We start from the raw sequence: 14,875 nt of genomic DNA, 5'->3' as shown, positions 1-14,875 counted from the left end.
GGACTACGCCACCGGGGAACGGGTCGCCTTCGGCGCGCCCGACGCGCCGGAGGCGAATCTCGGTGCGGCCCTGCGGGCCTCGTGGGCGGTGCCGGGCTGGTTCCCGCCGGTGCCCATCGCCGGACGCCGCTTCATCGACGGCGGCGCGGCCTCCACCGCCTCGGTGGACCTGCTCATCCCCGATCACCTCGACGAGATCGTGGTGCTCACCCCCATGGCCTCCGCCACCCCGGTGCCCGCCACCGGTCCCGGACACCTCCTCGAACGCCAACTGCGCCAGCGGATGAGCGCGCGGCTCGACGAGGAGATCGCACGCGTGCGCGCCACCGGCACCAAGGTGCTGTGCCTCGGGGCGGACGCCGAGGACCTGGCGGTGATGGGGCCGAACTTCATGGACGGCCGCCGCCGCCGAGAGACCTTCGAGCACAGCCTGGTCAGCACCCGTAAGGCAATGGAGCGAGGGGAATTCGCGTGAGCGGTCAGGTACGGCGGCGGCACGGGATCGGAGCGGGCCAGCCGCCAGGATGCCGGTCGAAGGCGGCATCGGGAGGCGGGCAGGCTGAGGATCGGTCCGATCAGGCGAGGAAGGAAACAGCGTGAGCATCTTCGGAAACGGCTATCCCGCAATCGATCCGACCGGCGCGCGGGTCCTGGTCACCGGGGCCGGGCGGGGGATCGGGCGGTGCACGGCCGAACTGTTCGCAGGCAAGGGGGCACAGGTCGCCATCGCCGATGTGGACAGCGCCGCCGCCGAAGCCGCCGCGGCGGCCCTGGGGGGCAAGGCATTCGAACTCGATGTGCGCTACCGCGCGCAGTGGGACCGGGTGGTCGCCGAATTCGGCCGCGTCGACATCCTGGTGAACAATGCCGGTGTCATGCCGGCCGGGGCCTTCCTCGACGAGCCGGACGCGGTGGGCCGCACCACCATGGACGTGAACGTCTGGGGACTCATCCACGGTATGCGCGCCGTCGCGCCCGGCATGATCGACCGCGGCGTCGGCCACATCGTGAACGTCGCCTCGCTGGCGGGCAAGATCCCGCTGCCCGGCCTGGCCGTCTACAACGCCAGCAAGTTCGCCGCCGTCGGCCTCTCCGCCGCCACCCGGCTGGAGTTCGCCGAGCACGGCGTGAGCGTCAGCTGCGTCCTGCCTTCCGCCGTCCGCACCCGCCTGTCCTCGGGATTGACGCTGGGACACGGCCTTCCGACCGTCGACCCGGAGGATGTGGCCGCCGCCGTCGTCCAGACCGTCCGCACCCGCAAGGCGGAGGTGGCCGTCCCCAACTACCTCGGACCGGTGGACGTGGCCCTGGCCGCCGCCCCCGAACCGGCGGTCCGCCTGGTCCGCCGCCTGTTCGGTGGCGACCGCGCCCTGCATCCCGCCGACACCGCCACCCGCGAGCGCTACGAGGCGCAGATCCGCGCCATCACCACCGACGAGGAGGGGTGACCCCTCGTACGGTAGGCGACTACTCGAAGCGGATGCCCTGTGCCAGCGGTAGTTCGGTCGAGTAGTTGACGGTATTGGTGGCCCGGCGCATGTACGCCTTCCACGAGTCGGAGCCGGATTCGCGACCGCCGCCGGTCTCCTTCTCGCCACCGAACGCGCCGCCGATCTCCGCACCCGAGGTGCCGATATTGACGTTGGCGATACCGCAGTCGGAGCCGTCGGCGGCCAGGAAGCGTTCCGCCTCGCGCTGGTCGCGGGTGAAGATCGCGGACGAAAGGCCCTGCGGCACACCGTTGTGCAGCTCGATGGCGGCGTCCAGGTCGTGGTAGGTGAGCGCGTAGAGGATGGGTGCGAAGGTCTCCTCGCGCACCACCGCGGTCTGGGCGGGCATGCGCACCAGTGCGGGCCGCACGTAGAAGGCGTCCTCGCCGAACCCCTCCACTCGCTCACCGCCGCAGATCAGCTCACCGCCGTCCTCGAGCGCGCGTTGCAGCGCCGTCTGCATGCCGAGGTAGCCCGCGCTGTTGATGAGCGGACCCACCAGCACCCCTTCGTCGAGCGGATTGCCCACGCGCAGTTGCCGGTACGCGGCCGCCACCCGATCCAGCAGCGGCCCGATCACGTCGGCGTGCACGATGAGCCGCCGCAGGGTGGTGCAGCGCTGCCCGGCGGTTCCGGCGGCGGCGAACACGATGGCCCGCGCGGCCAGATCCAGATCCGCCGACGGCGTCACCACCGCGGCGTTGTTGCCGCCCAGTTCCAGCAGGCAGCGGCCGAACCGAGCCGCCACCCGCGGGGCCACCGTGCGGCCCATGCGCACCGATCCGGTGGCGCTCACCAGGGCGACCCGGGAGTCGTCGACCAGCTGCTCGCCCACTTCGGCCGAGCCCTGAATCAGTTGGTGCACTTCGGGATCCGCACCCGCCTCGACCGCCGCGCGGCGCAGCAGGGTGTGGCAGGCCAGCGCCGTGAGCGGCGTGGTCTCCGACGGCTTCCACACCACGGTGTCACCGCACACCAGCGCCAGCGCGGTATTCCAGGCCCACACGGCCACGGGGAAGTTGAACGCCGAGATCACCCCGACCACCCCGAGCGGATGCCAGGTCTCCATCAGCCGGTGCCCCGGGCGTTCCGACGGCATGGTGCGCCCGTACAGCTGGCGCGACTGGCCGATGGCGAATTCGCAGATGTCGATCATCTCCTGCACTTCGCCGCGCGCCTCGGCCGGGATCTTGCCCGCCTCCAGCGTCACCAGTTCGCCGAGTTCCTCCTGATGCTCGGCGAGCAGGGCGGCCAGCCGCCGCACCACGGCCGCGCGCACCGGTGCGGGCACCGTGCGCCAGTCCCGGAAGGCCGCCGCCGCCCGCTCGACGGCCGCGTCCACCTCCGCGCGGGAACTCGGTCGCAGGCTGGCCAAGTCGCCGCCGGTGATGGGAGTGCGGGCCGGTAGCGGACCCGGCTCCGGCATGGCCACGCCGAGCCGCTGCAACAGCGCCTCGGCGCGGTTCCTCAGCTCGCGAGTGTTGCGCTCGGTCAATGCCTGGGTCATCTGCACCTCCTGGGTTCCCACCACCGAGTTCGGTTCGCCGCGTTAGTCTTCGCTGATGGCGGATACACCGGCGAAACCCGTACTCGACGATATCGATCGACTGCTGATACGCGAACTGATTGCCGACGGTCGCGCCACCCTGTCCAACCTTGCCGAGAAGGCGAACCTGTCGGTTTCCGCCGTGCAGTCGCGGGTACGGCGGTTGGAGGCGCGTGGCGTGATTCGCGGCTACACGGCGAATGTGGATCCAGAGGCGTTGGGCCAGATGCTGTCGGCATTCGTCGCGATCACTCCTCTCGACCCGTCGCAACCCGATGACGCGCCCGCTCTCCTGCAACATGTACCCGGAATCGAGGCATGTCATTCGGTGGCCGGCGAGGAGAGCTACATGCTGCTGGTCCGGGTGGCGTCCCCCCGGCACCTGGAGCAACTGCTGCAAGAGATCCGCGCGACCGCGAACGTCAGGACACGAAGCACCATCATTCTGCAGACATTCTATGACAAGTAGCCTTGGATCGTAATTATTTCGTTGTTTACGGGTCTCGCCGTTAATTTTCCTTTACAGTGGGTGGCGTGACCCTCGAATTCGATCGGCTCGGGGCGGTTGCCGAAACGACACTGGTCACCCCCGCCCGGGTGCACGAAATCCTCTCCGCGTCCATCCTCGCGGACGGTTTCGACATAGTCCTGGACCTGCGGAAATCCCGCGGTCTCCGTTTGGTCGACGCCCGCACCGGTGACGTCTACCTCGACATGTTCGGGTTCTTCGCCTCCAACGCGCTGGGGATGAACCACCCCGCGCTGGCCGACGACCGCGCCTTCCGCGCGAGCCTGTCGGACGCGGCGATCAACAAGCCCAGCAACTCCGATATCTACACCGTCGAAATGGCCCGCTTCGTGGAGACTTTCAGGCGGGTGCTCGGCGATCCCCGGCTGCCGCACCTGTTCTTCATCGACGGTGGCGGCCTGGCGGTGGAGAACGCCCTCAAGACGGCCTTCGACTGGAAGAGCCGCCACAACGAAATGCACGGTCGCCCAGCCGAACTCGGCACCAAGGTGCTGCATCTGACCGGAGCCTTCCACGGGCGCACCGGCTACACGATGTCGCTCACCAACACCGATCCGGTGAAGACGGCGCGGTTCCCAAAGTTCGACTGGCCGCGCATCGACACCCCGTACCAGGCCCCCGGGCGCGATCTGGAGGCCGCCGAGCGTCGCGCGCTGGACCAGGCCATCCGCGCCTTCACCGCGCATCCGCACGATATCGCCTGCTTCATCGCCGAACCCGTGCAGGGCGAGGGCGGTGACCGGCATATGCGGCCGGAATTCCTGCGCACCATGCAGGATCTGTGCCACGACAACGACGCGCTGTTCATCCTCGACGAGGTGCAGACCGGCGTCGGTATGACCGGCAGCATGTGGGCCTACCAGCAGCTCGGGCTGGAACCGGACGTGGTGGCCTTCGGCAAGAAGACCCAGGTGTGCGGGATCATGGCGGGCGGCCGGGTGGACGACGTGCCCGACAATGTCTTCCGGGTGAGCTCGCGGCTCAACTCCACCTGGGGCGGCAACCTCACCGACATGGTGCGCTCGCGGCGGATTCTCGAGGTCATCGACCGGGACGAGTTGGTCACGGCCGCAAAGGGACTGGGCGGGCATCTGCTGGAGCGGCTGACGACCCTGGCGGTCGATCACGCCGCGGTGAGCGATCCGCGCGGGCGCGGTCTCATGTGCGCCGTCACCCTGGAGTCGGCGGCACTGCGCGACGAGGTGCTGACGCGCCTGCGGGAGGAGGAGCGGGTGCTGATCCTCGGCACCGGCGAGCGTGGCATCCGGTTCCGGCCGCCGCTCACCGTCACCGTCGCCGAACTCGACGAGGCCGTGGACGCCCTGGATCGCGTACTGACCCGCTAACGCTCGATCCTGAACAGGCCGGTGTCGACCGCATGTCGCACCGGCCTGTTCCGCCGCGCGCGGAAACCCCTATTCGACACCGAATCCGGCAACTGTTCCGCGCGCGGAACAGTTGGGTTCGCGGCCGTCGAGAATCGGTGACCAGCAGGCAATTCACCCGTTCCGACCAGCCATTTTCTACTGGCGGGTAGCCAATAGCGATACCGGTCAGTAGCACCCGGCGGATTACAAAGGGGGCCTGGTACTGGTTACACTCGCGGCCATGACGAGTGTCCAGCAGCAGCCTTCGCCGGGGTCGGCGGGCGCCCCAGATATCCACACCACCGCCGGCAAGCTGGCTGACCTGCGCGGTCGCCTCGAGGAAGCCAAGCACCCCATGGGTGAGGCCGTGGTCGACAAGGTGCACGCCAAGGGCAAGATGACCGCGCGCGAGCGCATTCTCGCCCTGCTGGACGAGGGCTCGTTCGTCGAACTCGACGCGCTGGCCCGGCACCGCAGCGTCAACTTCGGCCTGGAGAACAACCGTCCCCTCGGCGACGGCGTGGTCACCGGCTACGGCACCGTCGACGGTCGCGATGTCTGCATCTTCTCCCAGGACGTCACCGTGTTCGGCGGCTCCCTCGGCGAGGTGTACGGCGAGAAGATCGTCAAGGTCATGGATCTGGCGCTCAAGACCGGTCGCCCGCTCGTCGGCATCAACGAGGGCGCGGGCGCGCGCATCCAGGAGGGCGTCGTCTCCCTGGGCCTCTACGGCGAGATCTTCCACCGCAATATCCAGGCGTCCGGCGTGATCCCGCAGATCTCGCTCATCATGGGTCCGGCCGCCGGTGGGCACGTGTACTCGCCCGCGCTGACCGACTTCGTCGTCATGGTCGACCAGACCTCGCAGATGTTCGTGACCGGCCCGGACGTCATCAAGACCGTCACCGGTGAAGAGGTCACCATGGAGGAGCTGGGCGGCGCCCACACCCACATGGTCAAGTCCGGTGTCGCCCACTACGTCGCCTCCGGCGAGCAGGACGCCCTCGACTACGTCAAGGACCTGCTGTCCTACCTGCCGAGCAACAACCGGGCCGAGGCCCCGCGCTTCCCGGCGTCGGACCCGATCGAGGGCGCGATCGAGGATTCCCTCACCGAGGAGGACCTCGAGCTCGACACCATCATCCCGGACTCGCCGAACCAGCCCTATGACATGCACGAGGTCATTCGCTGCCTGGTCGACGACGACGAGTTCCTGGAGGTGCAGGCCGAGCGCGCGATGAACATCATCGTCGGCTTCGCCCGCATCGACGGCCGCAGCATCGGCATCGTGGCCAACCAGCCCACCCAGTTCGCGGGCTGCCTGGACATCGACGCCTCGGAGAAGGCCGCGCGCTTCGTGCGCACCTGCGACGCCTTCAACATTCCGATCATCACCCTGGTGGACGTGCCGGGCTTCCTGCCGGGCACCGGGCAGGAGTTCAACGGCATCATCCGCCGGGGCGCCAAACTGCTCTACGCCTACGGCGAGGCCACTGTGGGTAAGATCACAATTATCACCCGCAAGGCATACGGTGGCGCCTACGACGTCATGGGCTCCAAGCACATGGGAGCCGATGTGAATCTGGCGTGGCCGACGGCGCAGATCGCCGTCATGGGCGCGTCGGGCGCGGTCGGCTTCGTCTACCGCAAGCAGTTGCAGCAGGCCGCCGCCGAGGGCGACGATGTCGACGCGCTGCGCCTGGAATTGCAGAACGAGTACGAAGACACCCTGGTCAACCCCTATGTGGCGGCCGAGCGCGGCTATGTGGACGCGGTTATCCCGCCCTCGCACACCCGCGGTCAGATCGTCTCCGCCCTGCGCCTGCTCGAGCGCAAGATGGTGACGCTGCCGCCGAAGAAGCACGGCAACATTCCGCTCTGATGCGGCGATAAGCGCGGTATGGGGCGCACACTGAGTTGGGTACGGACGTGCAATTCCATACCGCGCACCATCGCCCCATCCGAGTGAAAATGGTTATGGCCAAACCCTCGCCGTCGAGGGAACCAACGAATACCGTTTGCGGACCGGAACCGATCCGGACGCGAACCAACCGCCACGAGCGGTGAACGGACAGGAGGACTGGCGCTGTGACGACCATGGCAGATGAAGAGGTTTTGCGCGCCGCCGAACTGGATCTGGCGGTCGACGAGTTCGTCGAGGTGGTCGACGCGCCCGTCGCCGCGGCCGAACCGGCCCACGCGGGCCCGGTGGTGCAGGTGCTGAAGGGCAATCCGACCGACGACGAGCTGGCCGCCCTGGTGGCCGTGCTCACCGCGGCAGCGGCCAATGCCGCCGCCGCTCCCGCCGCCACCGGCCCGGCCGATATGTGGGGCCGCCCGACCTTGCTGCACCGCGGCACTTCGCCATTCTCGCCCTACGCGTTCCCGGCCCTGTCGCATCTGCGCGACTAGTCGGCTGTCGCACCTGCGCGGGAGGTCGACCGATCGGGTGTGACGGCATCCGCCGTGACCACGCGCGGTTCAACCTCCGCCCGGGGGCGTCGCGCGACTCGCCCGCGCCCGAGGAGCGGCGAGCGTGATGGAATACTGAGCGCCGTGACCGTATTCGTACTGGCCTCCGCGTCCCCGGCCCGGCTCGGCGTACTGCGCAACGCGGGTATCGAGCCCGTGGTCCGGGTGTCGAATGTCGACGAGGACGCGGTCGCCGCCGCACTGCCCACCAGCGCCACCCCGGAACGAGTGGTCGTGGAGCTGGCGCGAGCCAAGGCGCGCGCCGTCGCCGCCACTCTCGATCCCGTCGACTTCGCCGATTCCGTTGTGGTGGGCTGCGATTCGATGCTGCTGATCGACGGTGAGCTACAGGGCAAACCGTTGACCGTCGAGGTGGCGCGGGCGCGCTGGGCCGAGATGGCCGGGCGCGCCGCGGATCTGCTCACCGGACACTGCGTACTGCGACTGCGCGACGGGGAGATCGTCGCCGATGCCGCCGATTGCAGCGGTACCACAGTGCATTTCGCCAAACCCGAACCCGAGGCGCTGGAGGCGTACCTGGCGTCGGGCGAGCCGTTGCAGGTGGCCGGGGCGTTCACCCTGGACGGCCGGGGCGGCTGGTTCGTGGAGCGGATCGAGGGCGATCCGTCCAGCGTCATCGGTATCGGGCTACCGCTGGTTCGTCGACTGCTTGCCGAGGTGGGCGTCGGAATTGCGGAGCTGTGGGTCGGTGCCGCGGAGCTGGGGATCGACACTGCGTAACTGTGGCGCCACCCGGCTGGTGGCCGTTGCCAGGCGCGGTTCCACCTCGTCGGCCTCGGTCGGCGGCTCCTCCGCGGCGGTGGCCGGGACCGGTTCGCCCGCAGGGGGTTTCAGCAGCTCCAGACGTGCCACGCAGAGTTCCGGCTCCACGAACGGATGCAGCCGAACCTGCACGTGATCGCGGGCTCCGTTGCGGTCCAGCACTTCACGCATGAGGCCCAGGTGCACGCCGCACACCACTTCCGAATGCGTACGCGCGAGTTCGCGCAGCGGGCAGGCGGTGAGCCGGACCAGGGCCTGTTCGTCGGTCTCGCTGGCCGGATCGCGTTCCGGTGCGAAGCCGAGTTCGGAGGCCAGGGTGATGGTCAGGTCCTTGGCGTCGTCCAGCGTTTCGACGGGCTGGTCGACCGATTCCATCTTCGCGCCCCATACCCGGCCCGCCGCCACGGCGGCATCGGAGCGTCGCCGCGGGTCGGTGCCCAGCTGGTCGGCCAGCACCTGCGCGAGCTCCTGATAACCCACCGATCGCTGTACGGCGGTGTAGCCGATGCGCGGGCGTCCGCGACCGCGCGGCGGCTGCTGGAATTGGCGTACGAGCGATTCGCGGGTGAGCACGTCCAGATGGAAACGAACCGTAGTCACATGCTGGCCGGTGACCCGGGCGAGTTCCTGTGCGTCGAGAGGCTCGCTGGCGCCACGTAGGATCGCGAGCAGACGCCGTCGTGGCCAAGAATCGGACATAGCTCACCCCTCCTCCCAGGAGACTTTATCGGATGAAGCTGCGCTTTATTCGTTCAATCATCTGATTCGTGATCTGAAACGAGTTTCGTTACCGCCACCCGCTTACGATCGGTGCAGAGATCTTCAACCGTCACAACCTACCCACCGAGCGTGAAGGACCGACACCTTGCCCGTCGCCCCGGACCCGAATCCCTCGTTCGGCACCTACGCATATCCTCACCGACTAGTAACCACAGAATGGCTGTCGGCAAACATCGGCGCGCCGGGACTCAAGATCATCGAGACCAATGAGGACATTCTCCTCTACGACATCGGTCACGTCCCCGGAGCCATCAAGATCGATTGGCGAACCGAGCTCATCGACCCGCTCACCCGCGATGTCGTGAACGCGGAACGGTTCGCCGAACTCATGCGCATCAAGGGCATCGAACGCGACGACACCGTGGTCGTCTACGGGGACAAGGGCAACGGCACCGCCGCCGCCACGGTCTGGACCATGCACCTGTACGGGCATCAGGATGTGCGACTGCTCGACGGCGGTCGCGACGCGTGGATCTCCGAGGCTCGCGACACCACCTTCGAGGTGCCCTTCGCCGGAGCGGGCGACTACCCGAAGGTGGACCGGGACGACCGCACGGCGCGGGCGTTCCGCGAGGACGTGGTGGACGGCCTCGGCGGATCGCTGGTGGATGTGCGGCCGCTGGCGGAGTACACGGGCGAACACACCCTGCTCACCGATCACGAACTGGAACGCGCACTGCGCGGCGGACACATCCCCACGGCGGTGAACATTCCGTGGATGACCGCCGTCGGCCCCGATTCGCGCTTCCGGCCGCGCGCCGAACTCGACGTCGTCTACGGTGCGGTCGGCGCGGCGCCGATCGTCTACGGTCGGGTGGGCGAGCGGTCCGCGCACACCTGGTTCGTGCTCACCTTCCTGCTCGGCATCGAGGGGGTGCGTAACTATGACGGCTCCTGGACCGAATGGGGTAATGCGGTCGGAATGCCGATCGTCATGGGAGCCGAGCCGGGTACCGCACCCGAGATCGCCGCGCGCAGGTAGCGCCCACGGGCGTTGTAGAGTGTCGCATCGGTCACTCTTCGGGCCTACTCCTCGGTAGCCCTATCCCGACTCGGTGGTTGTTGGCAGACTGCCTACACTGCCCAAGACGAAAGCTTTGAGAGCACAGGAGGCTCAGTGCCCAACCATGCCAACGCGCAGATCACCAAGGTCCTCGTAGCCAATCGAGGCGAGATCGCCGTGCGCGTGATCCGGGCTGCCAAGGACGCCGGGATCGCCAGCGTCGCCGTGTACGCCGAACCGGACGCCGACGCGCCGTTCGTGCAGCTCGCCGACGAGGCGTTCGCTCTGGGTGGTCAGACCTCGGCCGAGTCGTACCTGGTGTTCGACAAGATCCTCGATGCCGCCGCCAAGTCCGGCGCCGACGCGATCCACCCCGGCTACGGCTTCCTGTCGGAGAACGCCGATTTCGCGCAGGCCGTGCTCGACGCGGGCCTCATCTGGATCGGACCCTCCCCGCAGTCCATTCGCGATCTGGGCGACAAGGTCACCGCTCGCCACATCGCCGAGCGCGCGCAGGCCCCCATGGCCGCGGGCACCAAGGACCCCGTCAAGGACGCGCAGGAAGTCGTCGCATTCGCCGAGCAGTACGGCGTTCCGGTGGCCATCAAGGCCGCCTTCGGTGGTGGCGGTCGCGGCATGAAGGTCGCGCACACCATCGAGGAGATTCCGGAGCTGTTCGACTCCGCCGTGCGCGAGGCCACCGCCGCCTTCGGTCGCGGCGAATGCTTCGTCGAGCAGTACCTGGACAAGGCCCGCCACGTCGAGGCCCAGGTCATCGCCGACAAGCACGGCAATGTGGTGGTCGCCGGCACCCGCGACTGCTCGCTGCAGCGTCGCTTCCAGAAGCTGGTCGAGGAGGCCCCCGCCCCGTTCCTCTCCGACGAGGTGCGCGCCAAGATCCACGAATCCGCCAAGCGGATCTGCCGCGAGGCCGGATACTACGGCGCCGGCACCGTGGAGTACCTGGTGCAGGGCGAGACCGTGTCCTTCCTCGAGGTGAACACCCGCCTCCAGGTCGAGCACCCGGTCACCGAGGAGACCGCCGGCATCGACCTGGTGCGCCAGCAGTTCCGCATCGCCGAGGGCCACGAACTGAGCATCACCGAGGATCCGACGCCGCGCGGGCACTCCTTCGAATTCCGCATCAACGGTGAGGACGCGGGCCGCAACTTCCTGCCCGCCCCCGGCCCGGTCACCGTGTACAAGGAGCCGACCGGCCCCGGCGTGCGCGTGGATTCCGGCGTGGTCGAGGGCAGCGTCATCGGCGGCCAGTTCGACTCCATGCTCGCCAAGCTCATCGTCACCGGCGAGAACCGCGAGCAGGCATTGCAGCGCGCCCGCCGCGCCCTGGCCGAGTATCAGGTCGAGGGCCTGGCCACCGTCATCCCCTTCCACCGCCACATCGTGGAGAACCCCGCCTTCATCGGCGACGGCACCACGTTCGACGTCTACACCAAGTGGATCGAGAACGACTGGGACAACCCCATCGAGCCCTACACCGGCGGCCAGCCCATCGAGGCGGACGACGAGGAGCCCCGCCAGAAGGTGGTCGTCGAGGTCGGCGGCCGTCGCCTGGAGGTGTCGCTGCCCGGACAGTTCACCGTCGGCGCGGCCGCGACCGGTGGCGGCGGCAACGGCGCGGGCGTCATCCGCAAGAAGCCGAAGCCGCGCAAGCGCGGCGGGGCCGGTGGCGGCGCCGCCTCCGGTGACGCCGTGACCGCACCCATGCAGGGCACCGTGGTCAAGGTCGCCGTCGAGGAGGGTCAGTCGGTCGAGGCCGGTGACCTGGTGGTGGTGCTCGAGGCCATGAAGATGGAGAACCCGGTGACCGCGCACAAGGCCGGTGTCATCACCGGGCTGACGGTGGAGGCCGGTGCGGCCATCACCCAGGGCACCGTACTCGCCGAGATCAAGTGAGTTCGCGCCGGATCCCGTAGTCCGGCAGTGCTTCTCGAACGGGTCGCGCCAGTGTGCGCGGCCCGTTCGCGCTGTCGCGGGCGCGGCGGCCGGGTACGGTCGCGTACGTGCCGCGGCGGCCGCGAATCTACATCCGGCGGCGGACGTTCGACCGGTCGGCGCGCGCTAAGGTCGGTATATGGCTGAACCACCCGACATTCGCATCGGCACCGCCGAACGCGAGGAAGCCATGCGGCGGCTGTCGGATCACTTCGCCGCCGGGCGGTTGAGCGTGGCCGAATTCGACGAGCGCAGTGCGATCGTGGCGGCCGCGGTGACGCGGGGCGATCTCGAGCAGGTGTTCACGGACCTGCCCGCGCCGGTGTCGCTGGAGAAGCAGGTACCGGCCGAACGCGGATTCCGGTTGCCCGCGGGGGTGGCCCAGCGGGCGATGCCGGTGGTCACCATTCTCGCGTTGATCCTGTTTCTCGTGACCCAGCAGTGGTGGTTCTTCCTCGCCATTCCGCTGGCGGGTGCGCTGCTGTTCGGGGATCGGCGCGGGCATCGGTACGGGCACGGCCGCTGGCACTGACAACGGGAAGGCTGTATGGAACCCATCGAGATCAACGCGGGCGGATGGTATCTGCGCGCCCTGCGCGCCGATGAGCGCATCGACGACCGGCCCGCGCTGGCCGACGGCGGCATCACCGATCCCGACTATGTGGTGCGGCGGGCACTGGAATGGGATGACGAGACGCACTTCTCCTGGGCGGTGTGCGTGCCCACCACCGCCGAGATGGTCGCGGAGATCGGCGCTACGCCCGAGGGCGACGGCACCGCCGTCATCTCCGGCTGGGCCCGCGACGGCTACGACACCGCTCTCGCCGACGGCCGCACGGCGGTGCGGCGTTTCGTCCAGGGCGCGCTGGGCCTCGAACCCCGCGACGTCCCCGTCGACCGCTGACCCCGTCCGGTCCGGACATTTCCTGAACGTCGAAAAACCCTGCGTCACCTGCGCATTCGTCCGTCTGGGCGGAAATAATCGCTCGTGCTCACCCGGGTCGCGGTGGGACTCTCGGAGCACCACCCGATACCGAGCCGAGCGGAGACGCACATGTGGGCCTGGAGCGAACACCACGCCGAACACGCGGCCGCGGCGAGCTGGACAACCTGGCGGACCCGCACGCCGAAACCGACCGTCACCGAACCACAACCCTGGACCGAACCGCAGCGGACCGAACCACAGCGGACCGAACCCGCGGTCGGATCTCCGGCCGATGGCGTCGAGCGGCGAGCCGATGTGCGCTCGGCTACCGCCGCGCTCGCGACCGCCGGTGAATCCCCGCGCGCCGTAGCCAAGGCGGCCTCCGCGTGCGCGACTCGGACTGCGGGGGCTGTGGCCGTCGATGCGTCGCCGGTTCTCGGCCCGCGATTCGCCCCGGCGACCAGATGCGGCGAGCGCGTGGTTCTCGGGCGTGCGTTGCCGAGCCGGAGCGGCTGAGCGGGTTGGTGAGGAAGTGATGCGTGGCATCGACCCAGCGCGTCCGGTGATGCCGGGGAGGGACTCGCACGGAGTGCGGCCGGATCACGTGGCGGGGGTGGGGGAGTAGCGTGCCCGGCATGGAACGGGCACCTGTGGATGTGGAGCGGCTGCGGCGGGAGATCGCCGGGGCGGCGGAGTTGGGGTTCTTCACCGGGATCGAGGTGGTGGAGTCGACCGGATCGACCAATGCGGATCTGGTCGCGCGGGCGGCGGATCCGGGGGTGGATCGGGTGGTGTTGCTCGCCGAGGCGCAGGAGCGGGGGCGGGGGCGGCACGAGCGGGCGTGGGAGAGTCCGGCGCGGGCGCAGATCGCCATGTCGATCCTGGTGCGGCTGCCGGGGATCGATCCGGAGGTGCTCGGGTGGCTGCCGCTGCTGACGGGGGTGGCGGTGGTGGACGCCGTGCGTGCGGTCGCGGGCGTCGACGCCGCGCTGAAGTGGCCGAACGATGTGCTGGTCGACGGGCGCAAGCTGTCCGGGATACTGGCGGAGGTCGCGGCCGGCGCACCCGATCCCGCCGTGGTGATGGGCATCGGCCTGAACGTGAGCCTCACCGAGGCCGAACTCCCGGTCCCGCATGCCACCTCGCTCGCCCTGCTGGGCGCCGCCGACACCGACCGCACCGATCTGGCCCTGGCCATCCTCCGCGAATTCGCCCGCCGCCTCACCGCCTGGCGCGCCGCGAACTGGTCGGTCACCGACCTTGCCGCCGCCTATCGCGAACGCTGCGCCACCCTGGGCGCCGAGGTCCGCGCCGAACTCCCCAACGGCCAGGCGCTCACCGGCATCGCCACCGACATCGACGACCACGGCCGCCTGCGCATCGGCGACCAAGCCGTCACCGCGGGCGACGTCACCCACCTGCGCCCAGCCTGAGCAACCTCCTGACCCGTCCGATCAGAGTCGGGGCACCGGGGTCGGGGGTTACGAGGGCCGAGTGTGCGGCGGCCGCGAATTCTCCTGCGCTGGAATGGCGTTCGGCTGGGTCGCGGGCCATGCCGCGGGAGATGACGGCGTCCAGCGCTCCCGGTAGCTCCGGGCGGATCGCCGAGGCGCGGGGGCGGTCGGCATTGACGTGGGCGTACATGAGGCGGGCCGGGTTGCGGTCTCGGAAAGGTCTTTCGCCCGTGAGGCATTCGTAGAGCACGCAGGCCAGCGAGTAGATGTCGGAGCGTGCGGAAGCGGTGCCGGTGAACCGTTCCGGGGCCATGTAGGCGGGGGTGCCGACCACCATGCCGGAGAGCGTCACCGGGGTCTGCCCGTCCTGCTGGGCGGTGCCGAAGTCGATGAGGTAGGCGATGTCGTCGAGCGCCACCATGATGTTGGCGGGCTTGACATCCCGGTGGATCACCCCGGCCGCGTGCGCCTCGTCGAGTGCCGTCGCCACCTGCGCGATGAGCGTCACGGCCGACGCGGGCGGGCGCGGACCCTCCCATTCCAGCAGCGCCTCGAGATCGACCCCGTCGA

General features: G+C 69.1%; 15 protein-coding genes. 12 read left to right on the top strand and 3 right to left on the bottom strand.

Annotated features, from left to right (window positions below):
• The coding region (locus QK444_RS18080; RefSeq protein ID WP_282781819.1) for a patatin-like phospholipase family protein at positions 1 to 475 on the top strand (475 nt) is incomplete at its 5' end.
• 121 nt (positions 476 to 596) lie between these two features.
• Complete coding sequence (locus tag QK444_RS18075; protein ID WP_282781817.1) at positions 597 to 1,448, top strand: SDR family oxidoreductase; 852 nt, start codon at positions 597 to 599, stop codon at positions 1,446 to 1,448.
• 19 nt (positions 1,449 to 1,467) lie between these two features.
• On the opposite strand, the gene QK444_RS18070 is transcribed toward QK444_RS18075, so the two are convergent.
• Positions 1,468 to 2,997 (bottom strand): aldehyde dehydrogenase family protein, encoded by a 1,530-nt coding sequence (locus tag QK444_RS18070; protein WP_282781815.1) that lies wholly within the window; start codon positions 2,995 to 2,997, stop codon positions 1,468 to 1,470.
• A gap of 55 nt (positions 2,998 to 3,052) precedes the next feature.
• Between QK444_RS18070 and QK444_RS18065 the strand changes: the two genes are divergently transcribed.
• The 5 genes from QK444_RS18065 to QK444_RS18045 all read left to right on the top strand — a co-directional run bounded on the left by QK444_RS18065 (position 3,053) and on the right by QK444_RS18045 (position 8,145).
• Positions 3,053 to 3,505, top strand: a complete 453-nt coding sequence (locus tag QK444_RS18065; protein WP_029925658.1) for an Lrp/AsnC family transcriptional regulator — start codon at positions 3,053 to 3,055, stop codon at positions 3,503 to 3,505.
• Between the two features lie 65 nt (positions 3,506 to 3,570).
• Positions 3,571 to 4,911: an L-lysine 6-transaminase gene (gene lat / locus QK444_RS18060; RefSeq protein WP_282781813.1), complete on the top strand. Its 1,341-nt coding sequence runs from the start codon at positions 3,571 to 3,573 to the stop codon at positions 4,909 to 4,911.
• Positions 4,912 to 5,173: 262 nt separating this feature from the next.
• Positions 5,174 to 6,814 (top strand): acyl-CoA carboxylase subunit beta, encoded by a 1,641-nt coding sequence (locus tag QK444_RS18055; RefSeq protein WP_282781811.1) that lies wholly within the window; start codon positions 5,174 to 5,176, stop codon positions 6,812 to 6,814.
• 215 nt (positions 6,815 to 7,029) lie between these two features.
• A complete protein-coding gene (locus QK444_RS18050) occupies positions 7,030 to 7,344 on the top strand; it encodes an acyl-CoA carboxylase subunit epsilon (RefSeq protein ID WP_228813762.1) in 315 nt (104 codons plus the stop codon).
• Positions 7,345 to 7,488: 144 nt separating this feature from the next.
• Complete coding sequence (locus QK444_RS18045; protein WP_282781809.1) at positions 7,489 to 8,145, top strand: Maf family nucleotide pyrophosphatase; 657 nt, start codon at positions 7,489 to 7,491, stop codon at positions 8,143 to 8,145.
• On the opposite strand, the gene QK444_RS18040 is transcribed toward QK444_RS18045, so the two are convergent.
• On the bottom strand, positions 8,053 to 8,886 hold the full coding sequence (locus QK444_RS18040) for a transcriptional regulator (RefSeq protein WP_282781807.1): 834 nt from the start codon (positions 8,884 to 8,886) through the stop codon (positions 8,053 to 8,055). The two genes, QK444_RS18045 and QK444_RS18040, sit on opposite strands and share 93 nt — an antisense overlap.
• Positions 8,887 to 9,052: 166 nt before the next feature.
• On the opposite strand from QK444_RS18040, the gene QK444_RS18035 reads away from it, so the two are divergent.
• The 5 genes from QK444_RS18035 (at position 9,053) to QK444_RS18015 (ending at position 14,284) form a co-directional block, all read left to right on the top strand.
• The gene (locus QK444_RS18035) at positions 9,053 to 9,949 is read left to right on the top strand and encodes a sulfurtransferase (protein WP_029925670.1); all 897 of its coding nucleotides are present in this window, start codon (positions 9,053 to 9,055) and stop codon (positions 9,947 to 9,949) included.
• A gap of 135 nt (positions 9,950 to 10,084) precedes the next feature.
• Complete coding sequence (locus QK444_RS18030) at positions 10,085 to 11,887, top strand: acetyl/propionyl/methylcrotonyl-CoA carboxylase subunit alpha (RefSeq protein ID WP_282781804.1); 1,803 nt, start codon at positions 10,085 to 10,087, stop codon at positions 11,885 to 11,887.
• Positions 11,888 to 12,065: 178 nt separating this feature from the next.
• A complete protein-coding gene (locus QK444_RS18025; protein WP_282781803.1) occupies positions 12,066 to 12,458 on the top strand; it encodes a DUF1707 domain-containing protein in 393 nt (130 codons plus the stop codon).
• Positions 12,459 to 12,473: 15 nt separating this feature from the next.
• Positions 12,474 to 12,830 (top strand): hypothetical protein, encoded by a 357-nt coding sequence (locus QK444_RS18020; RefSeq protein ID WP_195145233.1) that lies wholly within the window; start codon positions 12,474 to 12,476, stop codon positions 12,828 to 12,830.
• Between the two features lie 656 nt (positions 12,831 to 13,486).
• The gene (locus QK444_RS18015; RefSeq protein ID WP_282781800.1) at positions 13,487 to 14,284 is read left to right on the top strand and encodes a biotin--[acetyl-CoA-carboxylase] ligase; all 798 of its coding nucleotides are present in this window, start codon (positions 13,487 to 13,489) and stop codon (positions 14,282 to 14,284) included.
• Here the strand turns inward: QK444_RS18015 and QK444_RS18010 are convergent.
• Positions 14,262 to 14,875 (bottom strand): serine/threonine-protein kinase (locus QK444_RS18010; RefSeq protein WP_282781798.1); only part of this gene is annotated, 614 nt, incomplete at its 5' end. The genes QK444_RS18015 and QK444_RS18010 overlap by 23 nt on opposite strands.

It is taken from the genome of Nocardia sp. CC201C (genome assembly GCF_030010695.1).
GTDB classification, from domain to species: domain Bacteria; phylum Actinomycetota; class Actinomycetes; order Mycobacteriales; family Mycobacteriaceae; genus Nocardia; species Nocardia otitidiscaviarum.
Note: the sequence above shows the minus strand (reverse complement) of the source record. Positions and strands in the feature narration are given on the sequence as shown.